We start from the raw sequence: 17910 nt of genomic DNA on the forward strand, positions 1-17910 counted from the left end.
TGACCTCGAAATGCGACCTCTGTATGATGCTCCTCCTTGCCTGATGTTCCCCCGTAGTTCAGTCGGTAGAACGGCGGACTGTTAATCCGTATGTCACTGGTTCAAGTCCAGTCGGGGGAGCCAATTCCTCACCATCTCGGTGCAAGTTATCCACTTTAGTGCTTTCCTTTACCAATTTTAATGCACAAGCCGCACCCTGCGGTGACCTCTCCCTTTTTCTCCCCCATCCGCCTCGACAGCGTTTTGTTCTGCTGCGCGTAACTATTTGATTTTTATAGAAACAATCTTTATCCGGTATTTTTTGAACAGCCCTTGCAGCCCAGTATTGGCGCGGGCTACAGCCTGATCACCAAGTTTCATGAACAGGGTTATCCACAGTTTCTGTGGGTAAGTAGGCCAAAGCCAATGACGGCCTAGGCTGGCAGGCCGTTGCCGGCAAGACTGGCACGTTTGACTCGCCAACCTCATTTTCTGCTGTTTTTGCCGCGCCCCCCGAATGGGTCGCCAGTGCCCCCATCAGATGCTTTTTACAGATATCTTTTCGCCATCCCGCCACAGATGGGTCACCCTGCACGGGCGGGTCGCGACCAACCGCCAGACTCATCCCATGCCCATCAGTCAAAAATGCTGCCAGAGAGCCAAATCAGCCGACCAAACAGCAGAGCGTAAAATTTCAAGCGGCCCCCAAAGACGAGGATCACAGATAGCAGGAATCACTAATTGACAGCGGGGCTGGCAGAGAGAAATAGAGGTCATTGCCGCAGGTGCCCCCCAGTTACCCTCATGACCCCGAGGGCGGTGGCGGGTTAGTACCGATTAATGCGCCTTTGACGCTTCTTTATTGGTGAGGGATCCGGCACAATGTCGGCCCCACTTTTTTCCTCGGTTTTTCCGGGCATGACCATAGATTTCGTGACACTGCTACATCAAAGCGACTCCCTGCTGCTGTTCGTGGTACTGGCCTTCGGCCTGCTGCTCGGCAAAGTCAGGGTCGGCAACTTCCAGATAGGCAACACCATAGGCGTGTTGTTTACCGCCCTGCTGTTCGGCCAGATGGGCTTCGAATTCAGCACCACCACGGAGAACGTCGGCTTCATGCTGTTCATCTTCTGCGTGGGGATCGAAGCGGGGCCGCACTTCTTCAGCGTCTTCCTGCGCGACGGCATCCACTACATCACCCTGACCCTGGTGATCCTGCTGACCGCCCTCTTCCTCACCGTGGGACTGGCCAAGTTCTTCAACCTGGGGCCGGGCATGGCCGCCGGCATCCTGGCCGGTTCGCTCACCTCGACCCCGGCGCTGGTGGGGGCTCAGGATGCCCTGCGCAGCGGCCTGCTCAACCTCCCCCATCAAACCGACATGCAGTCGGTGCTCGACAACATGGGCATCGGCTATGCCCTGACTTACCTGGTGGGACTGGTGGGCCTGATGATGGTGGTGCGCTACCTCCCCTCGCTGGCACGGCTCGACCTCAACACCGAGGCGCAGAAGATCGCCCGCGAGCGCGGTCTCTCCGACAACGAGAGCCGCAAGACCTACCTGCCCATCATCCGCGCCTACCGGGTCGGCCCCGAACTGGCGGCCTGGATCGGTGGTCGCACCCTGCGCGAGACCGGTATCTATCCTCACACCGGCTGCTACGTGGAGCGGATCCGCCGCAACGGCATCCTGGCGAGTCCGGATGGTGACGCCGTCATTCAGGAAGGGGACGAGATCGCCCTGGTGGGCTACCCAGAGAGTCACGAGAAGCTCGACGTCAACTACCGCAACGGCAAGGAGGTGTTCGACCGCAACCTGCTTGACCTGCAGATCGTCACCGAAGAGATCGTGGTGAAGAACGACGCTGTGGTGGGTCGCCATCTGGTGGAGCTCAACCTCACCGAGAAGGGCTGCTTCCTCAACCGGGTGGTGCGCTCCCAGATCGAGATGCCGTTCGATCGCAACATCATGCTGCAAAAGGGCGACGTGCTGCAGATCAGTGGCGAGAAGCAGCGGGTCAAGCTGCTGGCCAACAAGATCGGCTTCATCAGCATTCACAGCCAGACCACGGATCTGGTGGCCTTCACCACCTTCTTCGTGCTGGGCCTGCTGATTGGCTCCGTCTCCCTGGTGTTCGGCCAGCTGGAGTTTGGCCTCGGCAACGCCGTCGGCCTGCTGCTGGCGGGGATCCTGATGGGCTACCTGCGCGCCAACCACCCCACGGTCGGCTATGTGCCACCGGGCGCCCTGCGTCTGGCCAAGGATCTCGGTCTGGCGGTATTCATGGTGAGCACCGGCCTCAAAGCAGGTGGCGGCATCCTGGATCACCTGAGCGAAGTGGGGATGGTGGTGCTCTTCTCCGGCATGCTGGTGACCACCTTGCCGGTGCTGGTGGGCTATCTGTTCGGCGTCTGGGTGCTGAAGATGAACCCGGCCCTGCTGCTCGGTGCCATCACCGGGGCCCGTACCTGCGCCCCGGCCATGGACGTGGTGAACGAGGCGGCCAACAGCTCCATCCCGGCGCTCGGCTATGCCGGCACCTATGCGGTGGCCAACGTCATGCTGACCCTGGCGGGCTCCTTCATCATCGGCTTCTGGTTCTAGCGCCGACCAAGTGTCGTCAAAGGGGAGCCACTGAGGCTCCCCTTTTTATTCTCTGCTCTGTCCACCACTTCCCCCGCTCGCCGACCCCTCATCGGATAGGGCCTATGGTGCTATCCACCCCCCGCCGAGCAAACCCAATGAGCTAAGGCGCCCGCCCCATGCCGCTTACACTCAATGAAACAGACGAGGGCAGTATCATGACGCGGTTATGGATCCTCCTCCTGTGCGGACTGCTGTGCGGCCCGCTGCAGGCCGCAACGCCAACGCAGACCGACGCCGAGCCGGCCGCACTGACGTTCAACAGCGACCAGCTGGCCCAGCCCCAGCTTGGCGATCTCGATGCCATGCTGGCACGGCGCTCCATCCGGGTGCTCACCACCTACAACAAGACAGGTTACTTCATCGACAAGGGGATACAGCGGGGCGTCACCTATGACGCCTTCATGCTGCTGGAGAAGCGGCTCAACGAGCAGTTGCGCAAGCAAAAGAACCTCAAGCGCCATCTCAAGCTGCACCTGATCTTCATCCCGGTGGCACGCGAAGCCCTGCTGGATGCCCTCATCGCGGGCAAGGGTGACATCGCCGCAGCCAACCTCACCATCACGGACAAGCGCAAGGAGCAGGGCGTGGCATTCACCGCTCCCCTGCTCGACAACGTGCGGGAGCTGCTCATCTCCGGCCCCCTCTCCCCCAAGGTGGAAAGTGCCGCCGACCTGGCCGGCCAGCGCATCTACGTGCGCCCCTCCTCCAGCTACTTCGAGAGCCTCATGGCCTACAACCAGGCACGCAAGGCGGGGGGAGAGCCGATCATCGACATTCAGCCGGCCCCCGAGGCACTGGAGGACGAAGATCTGGTGGAGATGGTCAACGCCGGCCTGCTCCCTTTCATAGTCATGGACGAGCACAAGGCTCGCTTCTGGCAGAAGATCTTTCCCGCCATCCGGCTCCATGAACAGCCGGTGTTCCGGCAAGGGGGCGTCATCGCCTGGGCGGTGCGTAAGGAGAGCCCGCAACTGCTGGCCATGCTCAACGAACAGATCAAGGCGCTGCGCGGCAAGGCGACCGGGGACGAGCTCCTCGCCCGCTATCTCAAGCAGAACAAGTTCGTCAAGAGCGCCGCCGCCGAGGCCGAGCGCAAGAAGTTTCTGCAAGTGGTGGATCTGTTTCGCGCGTATGGCGAGAAATACGAGGTGGACTGGCTGCTGATGGCAGCTCAGGGTTACCAGGAGTCGGCCCTCAACCATCAGGCGCGCAGCCACGTCGGCGCCATCGGCATCATGCAGATCATGCCCGCCACCGGCAAGGGCCTGAAGGTGGGCGACATCCGCCAGCTTGAGCCCAACATCCATGGCGGCGTCAAATACATGCGCTGGATGATCGACCACTACTATGCGGACGAGCCCATGACAGCCCTCGACAAGGCGCTCTTCTCGTTCGCCTCCTACAATGCCGGTCCCGCCCGGGTGGCACGGCTGCGCACCGAGGCCAAGAAACGAGGACTGGATCCCAACGTCTGGTTTCACAACGTCGAGTACGTGGCGGCGGAGAAGATAGGGCCCGAGACCGTGACCTACGTGGGCAACATCTACAAGTACTACATCGCCTACAAGCTGGTGGTGGAGCAGTTGCAGCGCAAGCAGCAGGCGAGTGAAGCCCTCAAGCAGCAGGGAGCCAGCGGCGACCAGGTCTCCGTCGCACCCGCATCACAGGGATAAGTCAGCTCCCTCTTTCGCGAGGCTCCCCTTCTGACGGGGAGCCTCGCGCCTTTTCAGCCGGCGGCGCAGTGCAGCCTGCCCCCTTCCGGCCTGCCATGAGCGAGCAGTACTCCCTGTCGTGACCAGAATGAACAAAATGGCCACAACAGCCTTAATAGCCATTACGGTCAGATTGTTTTCCAGCCAGACATGATTAATTAACCTTCCCGCAACAATCACAAGGAGAGCACCATGTTGCAAGGAACCTTCAAGCGCACCCTGATCGGTAGCCTGCTCGCACTGAGCTTCGGCGCCCACGCCCAGATCAACGAAGTCCACTTCCTGATCCCGGGCGGCGCTGGCGGCGGCTGGGATACCACGGCCCGCGGCACAGGTGAAGTGCTGGCCAAGTCCGGTCTGGTCAAGACCGTCTCCTATCAGAACATGTCCGCCGGTGGCGGCGCCAAGGCCATCGCCCACCTCATCGAGACCTCGGCCCAGTCCGACAAGACTCTGATGGTCAACTCCACCCCCATCATCGTCAAATCCCTCTCCAAGGAACTGCCCCAGTCCTTCCGTGACCTGACCCCGGTGGCCGCCATCATCGCCGACTACCAGGCGCTGGCGGTCAAGGCGGACTCCCCTTATCAGAACTGGGCCCAGCTGCTGGCCGCCTACGAGGAGAACCCGGCCAAGGTGAAGATCGCCGGGGGCTCCGCCCGTGGCAGCCTGGATCACCTGGTCGCCGCCCTGACCTTCAAGAATGCCGGTGCCGACGCCAGCAAGCTGCGCTACGTCGCCTACGATGCCGGCGGCAGCGCCATGGCCGCCGTGCTGGCCGGGGAGACCCAGGCCATCTCCACCGGCTTTGGCGAGGCGATGGAAGCGGTCAAGTCGGGCCAGATGCGGATCCTAGGGGTCACTTCCGACAAGCGCCTGCCGGGGGCGGAGCAGATCCCCACCTTCAGCGAGCAGAACAATCCCACCATCTTCGCCAACTGGCGCGGTTACTTCGCCTCTCCCACCATCAGCCCGGAGAAATCCGCCGAGTTTGCCGCCCTGCTCAAGCAGATGTACGACAAGCCGGAGTGGGAAGTGGTCCGCAGCCGCAACAGCTGGACCAACCTCTACAAGTCGGGTCCCGAGTTCACCGCCTTCCTCGACGGCCAGGAGCAGCAGATCGGCGGCCTGATGCGCGAGCTCGGCTTCATCAAGTAACCCTCGTTGTCACATCGCAGGCGGGCACAGGCCCGCCGCTCATGTTGGAGTCAAGAGATGAACATCACCAAGGAGCGACTGGGGGGCCTGCTGTTTCTGCTGCTCTCCCTCGCCTATGGCTACTACGCCACCGAGATACCGGGCTACCCCGGCGACGAATACGAACCCTTCACCGCCAGTACCCTACCCTATGCCCTGGCCGGGATCGGGGCGCTGCTCTCCCTGCTGCTGGTGCTCTTTCCCGGGGGTGAGCCCCTGCGCCGGGAAGAGGGGGACTGGCGCCGGGTCTTCATCCTGCTCGGGCTCATGGTCATTTACGGACTGGGGCTCACCTGGTTTGGCTTCGTGCTCTCCACCATCGCCTTCCTGAGCGTGGGCATCCGGGTACTGGGTGAGCCCAGCCTGCGCTACGGCCTGATGATCAGCGTCCCCTTCTCCATCGGTTTCTGGGCCCTGCTCACCAAGGGGCTCAACGTCTATCTGGAGCCGGGTCGCCTGTTCACCCTGCTCGGTTTCTAAGGAGTCACCATGTTAGACGGAATCTTGCAAGGACTCGGCACCGCACTGTTGCCGGTCAACCTGATGATGGTGGTGCTTGGCTGCTTCATCGGCACCTTTATCGGCATGCTGCCGGGCCTTGGCCCGGTCACCGCCATCGCCCTGATGATCCCCATCACCTATGGCCTGGACCCCTCCTCCGGCATCATCCTGATGGCCGGCGTCTATTACGGCGCCATCTTCGGTGGCTCCACCTCCTCCATCCTGATCAACGCCCCCGGCTGCTCCGCCACCGTGGTCACCGCCTTCGACGGCTATCCGCTGGCCTGCAAGGGACAGGCGGGCAAGGCGCTGGCCATCGCCGCCTACGCCTCCTTCACCGGCGGTACCCTCTCCGCCATCATGTTGATGGTGGCAGCGCCCCTGCTGGCCAAAGTCTCCCTCTCCTTCCAGTCGGCGGACTACTTCGCCCTCATGGTGCTGGGGCTCTCCGCCGTGGCGGCCTTTGCCGGCAAGGGGCAGGTGCTCAAGGCGCTGATCATGGCGCTGTTCGGCATCATGCTCTCCACCATCGGCATCGACCGCAGCGTCGGGGTGGACAGGTTCACCTTCGGCCTGCCGGACCTGCGCGACGGCTTCTCCTTCCTGCTGCTGGCCATGGCCACCTTTGCCCTCGCGGAGATCCTGATGGCGGTGCTGCGCCCCGGCAAGGACAACAGCGAGGAAGAGGCCAGGCAGATGCAGCAGCTCGGCAGCCTCAAGCTGAGCAAGGAGGAGGTCAGAGAGATAGCGCCCCCCATCGCCCGCTCCTCGGTGCTTGGCTTTCTCATCGGCGTGCTGCCGGGGGCCGGCGCCACCATCGCCGCCTTCATGGCCTACGGCGCCGAGCGCAACATCGCCGGCAAGCAGCGCCAGGAGCAGTTCGGCCAGGGCAGCCTGCGCGGTCTGGCCGCGCCGGAAGCGGCCAACAATGCCGCCTCCACCGGCTCCTTCGTGCCCCTGCTCACCCTGGGGATCCCGGGATCCGGCACCACGGCCCTCATCCTGGGCGCCCTGGTGGCCTACGGCATCCAGCCGGGCCCGCGTCTGTTCATGGAGCATCCGGACGTCTTCTGGTCGGTGATCATCTCCATGTACCTGGGCAACGTGGTGCTGTTGATCCTCAACCTCCCCCTCATCCCCTATCTGGCCAAGGTACTGGCGGTGCCGCGCCCCGTGCTGATCCCCATGGTGCTGCTGTTCTCCCTGACCGGGGTCTATCTGGTCTCCTTCAACACCATGGACATCCACGTGATGACCCTGGTGGCACTGATCGCCATCGGCCTGCGCCTGCTCACCTTCCCCATGGCACCCATGCTGCTCGGCTTTATCCTGGGGGGCATGCTGGAGGACAACCTGCGCCGGGCCCTGGTGATCAACGACGGCAGCCTGAGCTTCCTGTGGGAGCGCCCCATCACCCTGGCCTTCACGGTGATCACCCTGGTGATGCTGCTGTTGCCGCTGTGGCAGTGGTGGCAGGCACGCCGCGCACCGGCCGCCACACTGCAATCCGAGCCAAGCTGAGTTGGCGGATCTCACACAGCAAAAGAGCGCCGACAGGCGCTCTTTTTATTGGCAAGACAGGATGGGGAGTTACGCCAGTCAGGGCTGGCGATAACGCCGCTCCGGCCGGCCGACGGTGCCGTACTCCAGCTCCGGACTCGCCAGTTGCTGGCCCACCAGAAACTCCAGATAGCGGCGCGCCGTGGTGCGGCTCACCCCGACCCGGCCGCCGATCTCCTCGGCGCTGGCTCCTTGCTGGGTCAAGGCCGCCAGCACCCGCTGCAGGGTAAGGCCGTCGATCCCCTTGGGCAGGCCACCCGCCGCCACCTGCTGCAACGGCGTGCCAAACAGGGCGTCCACCGCCTGCTGATCGATGTCCGCCAGGGCCGCCAGGGCGGCGCGGCTCTGGCAATATTTGTCGAGGGTGTCGCGCAGCCGCTCGAATACCACGGGCTTCAAAATGAAATCCACCACCCCGAGCCGCATCGCCTCCTGCAGGGCTGCGGCCTCCCGCGCCGCGGTGAGCAGGATGACGTCCAGACTGGCCCCGGCCTGGCGCAGCTCGCGCAACAGGGCAAACCCCTCGCCATCGGGCAGCCAGACATCCAGCAGCACCAGATCGGGCTTGAGGATGGCGATCTGCTCCCTGGCATCGAACAGGGTGAGCGCCACCCCCAATACTTCGAAACCTGCCAGCCGCTGCACGAAACGGCGGTGGATCTCGGCGATGGCCGGATCGTCCTCGACGATCAGGATCTTGATCACTCACACCTCCTTGGGAATGTAACAGACGACGCAACTTCCCTGCGCCGTGGCTTCAATGGTGATCTGCCCCTGCAGGGCATCCAGGGTCTTGCGCACCAGAGAGAGGCCGATGCCGTGATCAGGCTCCGCCTTGCTGCTCACCCCCCGCTCGAACAGCCGATCCGCCAGCGCAGGATCGATGCCGCCGGCCCCGTCTTCCACCTCCAGAATGAGATCCTGGCCGAGATCGCTCAGGGCCACCCGCACCGGCTGGTAGGGGGCGCCGTGGCGGCGGGTCGCCTCGAAGGCATTGTCGATGAGGTTGCCCAGTACCGTCACCAGCTGGGAGCCGCTGACGCGAAGGGGGATGTCGTGCAGGCGAGAATCCGGGTCCACCTCCAGCACCAGCCCCAGCTCGTGGGCCCTGTGGTACTTGCCAAGCAGCAGGCCGGCCACCTTGGGTTTGGCGATGGCGGTCATCAGGAAGTTGAGCAGGCTCTGCTCGGTGGCCGCCTCCCGCCCGATGAAGGCGAGCGCCTCGCCGGTGGCGCCCAGCTCGATGAGCCCGGCGATGGTGCCGAGCTGGTTGTGGTGCTCGTGGGTCTGCACCCGCAGCAGATCGCTGTAGGCCTGCACCTGAGAGAGCTGGGCACTGAGCTCTTCCAGCTCGTCCTTGCGCCGAAAGCTCGACACCGCGCCGATCAGCTTGCCGTCCCGCACCAGCGGCAGCCGGTTGACGATGAGGGACTGGCCGTTGAGCACAATTTCTTCATCAAACTGGGGGCGCGGATCCTGAATGAGGGAGAGCATGCGGCTCTCCGGCAGCAGCCGGGTAACCGGCTGGCCGATGGCGGCCCGGGCGGTGGCCTCGTCCAGACGCAGCAAGCGGATGCCATTGGGGTTGAGGGAGGTGAGCCGCCCCTGCTCGTCGATGGTGAGGATACCCTCGCGCACGGTGCGCAGGGTGCAGTCGAGTTCGGTGTAGAGACGCCCCATCTGCTCGGGCTCGAACCCCAGCAGCGCCCGTTTGTAACGGCGGGACAGCCAGGTGGCGGCCAGGCTGTTGAGCAGCACGATGAGCAAGGTCATGGCAAGACCGAAATGCAGAAAGCCCTGCAGATCCGCCTCGATATCCCGCACCAGATAACCGACCGACACCACCCCGATGATCTGACCGAGCTCATCGCGGATGGGGCTCTTGCCACGCACCGAGACCCCGAGGGATCCTTGAGCGCGGGAGATGTAGGACTCCCCCTGCAAGGCCCGTTGCGGGTCATCCCCCATCATGGGCTGGCCGATGCGATCCGCATTGGGGTGCACCAGTCGGCGCGCCTCCTTATCGCCGACGACGATGTAGCTCGCCCCCACCTCGGCGCGGATCCGCTCCACCTGCACATTGAGGCGGGCGGTGTCGGCCCGTTTCACCCCGGCGATGACACCGGACTCCCGCGCCACCAGTCGCGCCACGTCGAGGGCCTGATCCCCTACTTCGCGGTAGCGCTGCTCGGACACATAGTAGTAACTGGCCCCGCTCAGCAGCACCAGCTGCAGCAGACTGACCAGACAGAGTATGAGCAGGATGCGTCCTTGCAACCCCAGCCTCATGCCTCCTTGTCGCCTCGCAACAAGTCGAGCAGCAGGCTGCCGTCGCGCAGGGCCTTGTGCACCTGTACCGAGGTGGGCTTGGTGGGATCTTCGTAGAAGTGGGTGGACTCGATCTGCAACCGTACCAGGTACTCGGCCGGCAGTTGGCTGGCCAGCGACTGGTGCAGCATGGGGAACAGCAGCCGATCGGCGCGGGTGATCTCCCCCCCCAGCAGCAGCTTGCCCGGATTGAGCAGACAGATGAGGTTGGAGAGCACCCGGGAGAGCCGCCCAGCCGCCTGATGGAGAATGTCCTGACAGAGGCTGTTGCCCGCCAGCGCCAGCTCGCACAGCTCGCGAATGGTGACGCTCTCGGGCAGATCGTGCTCCTGCATCCGCTCGCGCAGATCCCGATACTGGGCTTCGAGCGCCTGATTGGTCACCAGGGTGCAGGCACAGCCGAAGCCGCCGCAGTAGCAGCGCTGACCGTAGGGTTCGAGCTGCAGATGGCTGAGATCGCCGAGCAGCGCGTTCTCGCTCTCGATAAGCTGGCCGTTGACCACCATGCCGACCCCGATGTCGTTGTGTACGAACACCAGCACCGCATCGGCGCAGTTCTTGGCGGCTCCCCACTCACGCTCGGCCTGGATCCAGGTGCGCACGTCGCCGCTCACCAGCACCGGCACCGCGAAAGCCTCCTGCAGGGTCGGGCCAAGCGGCCAGTTGCGCAGATCGTAGAAGGGGAAGTGCTTGACCATGCCGGAGTGGCGCTCCACCTGCCCCGGCAGGCAGAGGGCGATGCAGGCCAGACGCAGCGCTTTTTTGGGCAAGAAGCCCTCGATGGCCCGCACCAGGCTGGCCAGCAGGTCGGCGCGCTCCCCTTCGCTGAACACGTGACGATGGCGGGCGAGGGAGCGGCCGGCCAGATCGAACAACGCCATGTCCACATAACCGCGACCAAGGCGCATGGAGAGAAACTGGAAGCGGCGCTCGTTGATGCGCAGCAGGGTCTGGCGGCGACCGCGCCCCACCGAGCTCTCGCCACAGGTGACCACCAGACCGCCGTCCAGCAGCTCGCGGGTGATCTTGGTGATGCTGGCAGGCGAGAGGCCGGTCAGGCGGGAGAGATCGGTACGGGACAGCTCCTTGTGCTCCTCCAGGCTGGCGTAGACCAGGCCATAGTTGAGCTGACGGATCAAATCGATACTGCCTTTCACGATCTCATTCATAGGGTAAGGGGCAACAGCTGACACAGAGGGCGACAATTTTCACACATTATTGATCAATCCCCAAATAAAGTGCGGCCTGAACCGGGGGCCAGGCCGCATCTTGTGAGGGATATCCCCTCTTGTCATCCCATCAGTAGCGGAACTGGGAGACCAGCTTGCGTAGCTTGTCCCCGGTGCTGGCCAGATCGCGGGTGGTGCTGTTGGATTCGACCGCCGCATCGGTCAGCTCGCTGACGATCTGCTGAATGGCCACCAGGTTCTTGTTGATCTCCTCGGAGACCGCATGCTGCTCCTCGGCGGCGGTGGCGATCTGGATGTTCATGTCGTTGATGGTGCTGACCGCCATCACCATGCTGTCGAGGGAGGTGGCGATGTGGCTCGCCTCCTGCACCGTCTCCTGGCTGCGATCCTCGCTCGCCTGCATCACGTCAACCGCCTGTTTCACCCCGCCCTGCAGACGCTGCAGCATCTCGTTGATCTCCTTGGTGCTCTGCTGGGTGCGGCCGGCCAGCGAACGGACTTCATCCGCCACCACTGCAAAGCCGCGCCCCTGCTCGCCGGCCCGGGCCGCCTCGATGGCGGCGTTGAGCGCCAGCAGGTTGGTCTGCTCGGCAATGCCGCGAATGACCTCCACCACGGATCCTATCTTGGCGGTCTCCTGCGCCAGCTGCTCGATGACGCCGGAGGCGGTGTGCACCTCGCCCACCAGCCGGTTGATGCTGTTGATGGCGGTGCCCACCACGCCGCGGGCGGCATCGGACTCGCGCGCCGCATCGCTGGTGGCGGTGGCGGCGTTGGAGGCGCTGGCCGCCACTTCCTGGGCGGTGGAGCTCATCTCGGTCACTGCGGTGACCACCTGATCCGTCTCCCGGCTGTGGCCGTGCATCTGATGGTCATAGTGCTCGCTCAGGTGGTGCAGCTTCTCCACCGCGCTGAACAGGTGGTTGCTGGTCTCCCCCACCTGGCTCACCACCGACTGGATCCGTGCCACGAAACGGTTGAAGGCGGTGGCCAGCTGACCGATCTCGTCGTGACTCTGTACCTTGAGGCGCTGGGTCAGATCCCCCTCCCCGTCGGCGATGTCGTTGAGGGCCGATACCGCGTCCGCCAGCGGCCGGGTGACCCGGTTGCCGATCACCACGGTGGCGGCCAGGGTCACCCCCAGAATGACCAGAATGAGCAGCACGCTGCTCTGCAGCGAGTCACGCATGTTGCTCTCGCGTACGGTACGCAGCGCCGCCAGCTCGTTGTCGATGTCGTCGATATAGAAACCGGTGCCGATGATCCACTGGTATTTGTCGAGTACCAGGTTGAAGGAGAGTTTGGGGGCGTCCCGACCGATGGAGGGCTTGGCGGTCCAGTATTCGGAGAAACCATCCCCCTGGCGCGCCGCCTTGACGATCTCCTGGATCAGCAGCTTGCCCTTGGCATCCTTGTCTTGCCAGCGGTTCTTGCCCTCCATCTCGGGACGGGGAGGCAAGAGTATCGCCGTGCCCTGAAAGTCATAGACGAAGAAGTAGCCGTCGCTGCTGTAGCGCAGTGGACGCAGCATCTCGATCACCTGCTTGCGCACCGCCGGGCTGTCCGGCTGGCTGTAGACGGCATCGATGGCCGTCTTGGCCAGCATCAGATAGCTGCTGAGTAGTTCCTTGCGATCCTTGATCGCATTCTCCCGCGCCACCACCAGATCGGCTTCCAGATCACTCTTTGCAATCATGTAGTTGCTGAGATTGACCACCAGGGCCATCAGGAGCACGGGGACGGCTCCCAACAACAGGATTTTCTGCTTTAGCGTCATCTTTTACATCCTTGCAGCTGTTTTTATGAGTGTTCCGTTCCTACCAGACCAGTATAGGATGCTGGTCGACGGGGACCCGCTTTCGCTACAATCCCCGCCCTCTATCTCTATCGACTCAGATGGCCAGTCACATGAACAAATGCCCTTGCAGTTCAACTCTTTCTCTCGATTTGTGCTGTGGATCACTGCACCAGGGGGCCGCCCCCCAGACCCCGGAGCAGCTGATGCGCTCGCGCTACAGCGCCTTCGTGCTGGGACTGGGGGAGTATCTGGTACACAGCTGGCACCCTGACTATCTGAACGGGCTGACCGCGGAGCAGCTCTCCCAGACCGACACCCAATGGGACGGGCTCGAGATCCTCGCCAGCCAGGGCGGCCCCGCTGACACCCTTGGCATGGTGGAGTTCAAGGCCTGGTTTATGGAGGGTGAAGAGCGCCACTGCCTCCATGAGCGATCCCGTTTCGTACGCCATCAGGGGCGCTGGGTCTATACCGATGGCGAACAGGATCCGGCACCGCTGCGGGTGGGGCGCAACGACCCCTGTCCCTGTGGCAGCGGCAAGAAGTTCAAGAAGTGCTGCGGCTGAGCGCCGTGACTCGTGTCGACAGAGGGGGCCCAGCGGTCCCCTCTGCTGTTATGAGAGTGTGACAACAATCACGATTTGCTCATTAACACCCCTACCAATGAGCGTTTGCGAACATTAACTTGGCCCATATCAAACATTTCTGCCCAGAGACAGGCCACACTGGCACCATCTGGAAGAGATGAGACGGGCAAGAATGAAAAGAATAACCACACAAGTCGTCATCATAGGGGGTGGCGCCACCGGAGCCGGCATCATGCGCGATTGCGCACTGCGCGGCATCGACTGCATCCTGCTTGAGCGGGACGACATCGCCGCCGGCACCACCGGCCGCAACCATGGCCTGCTTCACTCCGGCGCCCGCTACGCGGTGACGGATCAGGAGTCCGCCCGCGAGTGCATTCAGGAGAACCGCATCCTCAAGCGGATCGCCAGCCACTGCGTCGAGGACACCGGCGGCCTCTTCATTACCCTGCCGGAAGATGACATCCATTTTCAAAATACCTTCATGAACGCCTGCGCCCTGGCGGGCATCGACGCCCGCCAGCTGGATCCCGCCGATGCGCTGCGCCTCGAACCCAACGTCAACCCGGCGCTGATCGGTGCCATCCAGGTGCCGGACGGCACGGTCGACCCCTTCCGCCTGGCCGCCGCCAACGTGCTGGATGCCAAGGAGCACGGCGCTCGCATCTTCACCCACAGCAAGGTACTTGGACTCTTGCGCACCCAAGACAGAGTGCACGGGGTCAAGGCGATCAACACCCGCACCGGTGAAGCATTCGAGGTGGAGTGCCAGGAGGTGATCAACGCCGCCGGTATCTGGGGCCAGCAGATCTGCGAGTACGCCGATCTCGGCATCCGCATGTTCCCGGCCAAGGGCTCCCTGCTCATCATGGATTACCGCATCAACCAGCTGGTGCTCAATCGCTGCCGCAAACCGGCGGATGCGGACATCCTGGTGCCGGGCGATACCATCTCCCTCATCGGCACCACCTCGAGCCGCATCGATTACCACAAGATTGACCAGCTCACCGTCGAACCCGAAGAGGTGGAGGTGCTGCTGCGCGAAGGGATAAAACTGGCCCCCATCATGGCCCGCACCCGATTGCTGCGCGCCTATGCCGGGGTACGCCCGCTGGTGGCGGTGGATGGCGACGAGTCCGGCCGCAACATCAGCCGTGGCATAGTGCTGCTGGATCACGCCGAACGTGACGGCCTCAAGGGGTTCAACACCATCACCGGCGGCAAACTGATGACCTACCGGCTGATGGCCGAATGGGCCACCGATCTGCTGGCCAAGAAGTTGGGCAACAGCAAGCCCTGCCGCACCGCCGAGCTGAGTCTGCCCGGCTCGCGGGATCCGGAGAAGGTCTCCGCCCCCGGCCTCTCGGTGCCGGCCGAAGGCTCGGCCCAGTACCGCCACGGCGAGCGGGTCATCGCCTTTTTCCGCGACAATCCCAAGGCCAACGCCCTCATCTGCGAGTGCGAAATGGTCACCGCCGGTGAAATTGAATATGCCCTGCGCGAGCTGGATGTGGACAACCTGGTGGATCTGCGCCGCCGCACTCGCCTCGGCATGGGCCCCTGTCAGGGGGAGCTGTGCGCCTATCGCGCCGCCGGCCTGATGCAGGAATACGGCAAGGCCGACGGCCGCCAGGCCTGCGTCATGCTGCGCCAGTTCCTGGAGGAGCGCTACAAGGGCACCCGGCCGGTGCTGTGGGGCGATGCCCTGCGCGAAGCCGAATTTACCTACTGGATCTACGAGGGGCTGTTCGGCCTTGGCGAGTGGACGGCCCCCCACCTGGTGGCCGAGCCGCCCTTCCCGCAAGACGCCAACACCGCCAATCCCACCAAGGAGCGCAGCCATGAAATTTGACAGCATCGTTATCGGCGGCGGCATGGCGGGCCTCTCCGCGGCCCTGCGTCTGGCCGAGGCCGGCCAGAAGACCCTGCTGATGGCCTCCGGCCAGAGCGCCCTGCACTTCTCCTCCGGCTCGGTGGATCTGCTGGAGAGCGAGGGAGATCCCCGCACCGCCCTGCCCGCCTTTATGGCCGCCAACCCCGAACACCCCTACAGCAAGGTAGGGCTGGCCCATATCGCGGCCAGCCTCGATGATCTGCAGCGCCACTGTGCCGCCCAGGGCTTGCCGCTGTTTCGCCAGGAGCGCAACCACCAGCGGCTGACCCCCATCGGCACCCTCAAAGCCACCTGGATCTCCCCCGACACCTGTGCCTGCGTGACCGATGCGCCGGCCCCCGACGCCATCCTGCTGGCTACCCTGGAGGGATTTCGCGACTTTCACCCCGAGCTCGCGGCGGCTAATCTCGCGACCCACGCGCGCTTCGCCCACTGCCGCATCCTGACCGGGGAAATTCGGCTGCCCCAGCTGGCCGAGTTCAGCCGCAATCCCCACGAGTTTCGCTCTGCCGACATCGCCCGCCTGTTTGATAAGCAGGGCAATGGCCAGCATGACCTGCTGACAGATCTGGCCCGCGAGATCAGCCGCATGGTGCAGGAGAGTGGCGAGCCGCGATGCCGCCACCTGGTGCTGCCCGCCTGCCTGTCACTCGGGCTGGTCGGCCCGCGCCTGGCGGAGCTGGAGCTGCGCACCGGCTGCATCATCAAGGAGGTGGCCACCATGCCGCCGTCACTGATCGGCATGCGGATGCAGGAGGCCCTCAAGCGCCGCTTCATGGCCCTTGGCGGCACCTTCCTCACCAGCGAGCGGGTGCTGGGCGCCCGCTATGACGGCGATCGGGTCATCGGCGTACACAGCCAGAATGGCGACGATCAACTCTTTGAAGCGGATAACTTTGTACTCGCCTCCGGCAGCTTCTTCAGCCGCGGGCTGGAGTCGCGTCTGCGCGGCATTCGTGAGCCCATCTTCAACGCCGACGTGCTAAGCCTGCCCGAGCGCGACGCCTGGGCCGGCCGCCGCCTGTTCGACCACCACCCCTTCATGGGTTTCGGGGTCAAGACCGACGACAAACTCAGAGTGCTGCGTGGCGGCAAACCGCTCGCCAACCTCTACGGCGCCGGCAGCGTGCTGGCGCACTATGACCCCATAAAAGAAGGGTCAGGGTCAGGCGTGGCCGTTGCCACCGGCTGGCAGGCTGCCGGTCATATTTTGAGTTCAGCCCAATGATGATTTCGACCCATATCCCGAGCCTTCACACCCAACGGGAGGAGAACTGACATGCTACTGGATCATGCCAACCAAACCTTCGATCAGTGCATCAAATGCACCGTCTGTACCGCCTACTGCCCGGTGGCCAAGGCCAACCCGGCCTACCCAGGCCCCAAGCAGGCGGGCCCGGATGGGGAGCGGCTGCGCATCAAGAGCCCGGAGCTCTTTGACAGCGCCCTCAAGTACTGCACCAACTGCAAGCGCTGCGAGGTGGCCTGCCCGAGCGGGGTGCGCATCGGCGACATCATCGCCAAGGCCAAGCACCAGTACAGCGGCTTCAAGCCGGGGATCCGCGAGTTCGTGCTCTCCCACACCGACCTGATGGGCAGCATGTCCACCCTGATGGCCCCTGTGGTCAACTTCACCACCGGCCTCAAGCCGATGAAGCTGGTGCTGGACAAGGCGCTGGGGGTCTCCTCCCACCGGGATCTGCCCAAGTACTCCCAGGGCACCTTCCGCGGCTGGTACAAGAAACAGAAAGCGAGTCAGGCCCGCTTTGCGCGCCAAATCGCCTACTTCCACGGCTGCTACGTCAACTACAACCACCCGCAGCTCGGCAAGGAGCTGGTGCAGGTGCTCAACGCCATGAACATCGGCGTCCAGTTGCTGGAGCGGGAGAAGTGCTGCGGCGTGCCGTTGATTGCCAACGGCTTCATGGACAAGGCCAAGCAGCAGGCGGCCTTCAACATCCAGCAGCTGGAGAACACCCTGCTCGGCAACGAGATGCCGCTACTGGCCACCTCCTCCACCTGCGGCTTCACCCTGCGCGACGAATATCCCCACCTGCTGGAGCAGGACAACCACAAGGTGCGCGATCGCATCTCGCTGGTGACCCGCTTCCTGTGGAACGAGTTCTACCAGGGCAACAAGCCGGCGATGAAGCCGCTCAATCTGCACATCGCCTACCACACCCCCTGCCACATGGAGAAGATGGGGGGCGTCATCTATACCCTCGAGCTGCTGCGCGCCATCCCCGGGGTCAAGGTGACGGTGCTGGACTCCCAGTGCTGCGGCATCGCCGGTACCTACGGCTTCAAGTCGGAGAACTACCAGACCAGCCAGGCCATCGGCGAGGGGCTGTTTGATCAGATAAACCGGCTCAAGCCCGATCTGGTGATCACCGACTGCGAAACCTGCAAATGGCAGATCGAGATGAGCACAGCGTTCCCCTGCGAGCACCCCATCCACCTGCTGGCCCAGGCTCTGGCTTGATCCCCTTGCCACGCCCGGCCAGACGGCCCGCTCGGC

At 63.7% G+C, this 17910-nt stretch carries 13 protein-coding genes and 1 tRNA gene; 10 read left to right on the top strand and 4 right to left on the bottom strand.

The window, feature by feature from the left end:
- Positions 1–47: 47 nt before the first annotated feature.
- The 6 genes from BN1143_RS01350 to BN1143_RS01380 all read left to right on the top strand — a co-directional run bounded on the left by BN1143_RS01350 (position 48) and on the right by BN1143_RS01380 (position 7556).
- Positions 48–123, top strand: a tRNA-Asn gene (locus tag BN1143_RS01350).
- 774 nt (positions 124–897) lie between these two features.
- Positions 898–2583 (top strand): aspartate:alanine antiporter, encoded by a 1686-nt coding sequence (locus BN1143_RS01355; protein ID WP_010634129.1) that lies wholly within the window; start codon positions 898–900, stop codon positions 2581–2583.
- A 197-nt stretch (positions 2584–2780) separates the two neighbouring features.
- The gene (locus tag BN1143_RS01360; RefSeq protein WP_042049368.1) at positions 2781–4298 is read left to right on the top strand and encodes an MltF family protein; all 1518 of its coding nucleotides are present in this window, start codon (positions 2781–2783) and stop codon (positions 4296–4298) included.
- Between the two features lie 231 nt (positions 4299–4529).
- Positions 4530–5495, top strand: a complete 966-nt coding sequence (locus tag BN1143_RS01370) for a tripartite tricarboxylate transporter substrate binding protein (protein ID WP_042049370.1) — start codon at positions 4530–4532, stop codon at positions 5493–5495.
- Positions 5496–5552: 57 nt separating this feature from the next.
- A complete protein-coding gene (locus BN1143_RS01375) occupies positions 5553–6014 on the top strand; it encodes a tripartite tricarboxylate transporter TctB family protein (RefSeq protein ID WP_005300329.1) in 462 nt (153 codons plus the stop codon).
- Between the two features lie 9 nt (positions 6015–6023).
- The gene (locus BN1143_RS01380; RefSeq protein WP_042049371.1) at positions 6024–7556 is read left to right on the top strand and encodes a tripartite tricarboxylate transporter permease; all 1533 of its coding nucleotides are present in this window, start codon (positions 6024–6026) and stop codon (positions 7554–7556) included.
- Positions 7557–7634: 78 nt separating this feature from the next.
- Here the strand turns inward: BN1143_RS01380 and BN1143_RS01385 are convergent, their stop codons facing one another.
- The 4 genes from BN1143_RS01385 to BN1143_RS01400 form a co-directional block, all read right to left on the bottom strand.
- On the bottom strand, positions 7635–8300 hold the full coding sequence (locus BN1143_RS01385; RefSeq protein ID WP_042049372.1) for a response regulator: 666 nt from the start codon (positions 8298–8300) through the stop codon (positions 7635–7637).
- Positions 8301–9884, bottom strand: coding sequence for an ATP-binding protein (locus tag BN1143_RS01390; protein ID WP_042049373.1), 1584 nt, complete (start codon positions 9882–9884; stop codon positions 8301–8303). It lies immediately after the preceding gene.
- Complete coding sequence (locus BN1143_RS01395; RefSeq protein ID WP_005300317.1) at positions 9881–11092, bottom strand: ROK family transcriptional regulator; 1212 nt, start codon at positions 11090–11092, stop codon at positions 9881–9883. The genes BN1143_RS01390 and BN1143_RS01395 overlap by 4 nt, the downstream gene beginning before the upstream one ends.
- Positions 11093–11222: 130 nt before the next feature.
- Positions 11223–12890: a methyl-accepting chemotaxis protein gene (locus tag BN1143_RS01400; RefSeq protein WP_005300314.1), complete on the bottom strand. Its 1668-nt coding sequence runs from the start codon at positions 12888–12890 to the stop codon at positions 11223–11225.
- A 131-nt stretch (positions 12891–13021) separates the two neighbouring features.
- Here BN1143_RS01400 and BN1143_RS01405 point away from each other — a divergent pair, with 131 nt between their 5' ends.
- The 4 genes from BN1143_RS01405 (at position 13022) to glpC (ending at position 17874) form a co-directional block, all read left to right on the top strand.
- Positions 13022–13477, top strand: coding sequence for a YchJ family protein (locus BN1143_RS01405; RefSeq protein WP_080689407.1), 456 nt, complete (start codon positions 13022–13024; stop codon positions 13475–13477).
- Between the two features lie 193 nt (positions 13478–13670).
- Positions 13671–15350, top strand: coding sequence for an anaerobic glycerol-3-phosphate dehydrogenase subunit A (glpA, locus tag BN1143_RS01410; RefSeq protein ID WP_042049375.1), 1680 nt, complete (start codon positions 13671–13673; stop codon positions 15348–15350).
- Positions 15340–16620 (top strand): glycerol-3-phosphate dehydrogenase subunit GlpB, encoded by a 1281-nt coding sequence (glpB, locus tag BN1143_RS01415; RefSeq protein WP_042049376.1) that lies wholly within the window; start codon positions 15340–15342, stop codon positions 16618–16620. The genes glpA and glpB overlap by 11 nt, the downstream gene beginning before the upstream one ends.
- A 51-nt stretch (positions 16621–16671) precedes the next feature.
- On the top strand, positions 16672–17874 hold the full coding sequence (gene glpC / locus BN1143_RS01420) for an anaerobic glycerol-3-phosphate dehydrogenase subunit GlpC (protein ID WP_042049377.1): 1203 nt from the start codon (positions 16672–16674) through the stop codon (positions 17872–17874).
- Positions 17875–17910: the final 36 nt, after the last annotated feature.

The organism is Aeromonas dhakensis (genome assembly GCF_000820305.1).
Classification (GTDB): Bacteria; Pseudomonadota; Gammaproteobacteria; order Enterobacterales; family Aeromonadaceae; genus Aeromonas; species Aeromonas dhakensis.

Excerpts from the sequence above, each read along its gene's own strand:
- BN1143_RS01405 (WP_080689407.1), top strand. The coding sequence starts at position 13,022 with ATGAACAAATGCCCTTGCAGTTCAACTCTTTCTCTCGATTTGTGCTGT.
- glpA (WP_042049375.1), top strand. The coding sequence starts at position 13,671 with ATGAAAAGAATAACCACACAAGTCGTCATCATAGGGGGTGGCGCCACC.
- BN1143_RS01370 (WP_042049370.1), top strand. The coding sequence starts at position 4,530 with ATGTTGCAAGGAACCTTCAAGCGCACCCTGATCGGTAGCCTGCTCGCA.
- BN1143_RS01380 (WP_042049371.1), top strand. The coding sequence starts at position 6,024 with ATGTTAGACGGAATCTTGCAAGGACTCGGCACCGCACTGTTGCCGGTC.
- glpB (WP_042049376.1), top strand. The coding sequence starts at position 15,340 with ATGAAATTTGACAGCATCGTTATCGGCGGCGGCATGGCGGGCCTCTCC.
- BN1143_RS01355 (WP_010634129.1), top strand. The coding sequence starts at position 898 with ATGACCATAGATTTCGTGACACTGCTACATCAAAGCGACTCCCTGCTG.
- BN1143_RS01360 (WP_042049368.1), top strand. The coding sequence starts at position 2,781 with ATGACGCGGTTATGGATCCTCCTCCTGTGCGGACTGCTGTGCGGCCCG.
- BN1143_RS01375 (WP_005300329.1), top strand. The coding sequence starts at position 5,553 with ATGAACATCACCAAGGAGCGACTGGGGGGCCTGCTGTTTCTGCTGCTC.
- glpC (WP_042049377.1), top strand. The coding sequence starts at position 16,672 with ATGCTACTGGATCATGCCAACCAAACCTTCGATCAGTGCATCAAATGC.
- BN1143_RS01400 (WP_005300314.1), bottom strand. The coding sequence starts at position 12,890 with ATGACGCTAAAGCAGAAAATCCTGTTGTTGGGAGCCGTCCCCGTGCTC.
- BN1143_RS01390 (WP_042049373.1), bottom strand. The coding sequence starts at position 9,884 with ATGAGGCTGGGGTTGCAAGGACGCATCCTGCTCATACTCTGTCTGGTC.
- BN1143_RS01395 (WP_005300317.1), bottom strand. The coding sequence starts at position 11,092 with ATGAATGAGATCGTGAAAGGCAGTATCGATTTGATCCGTCAGCTCAAC.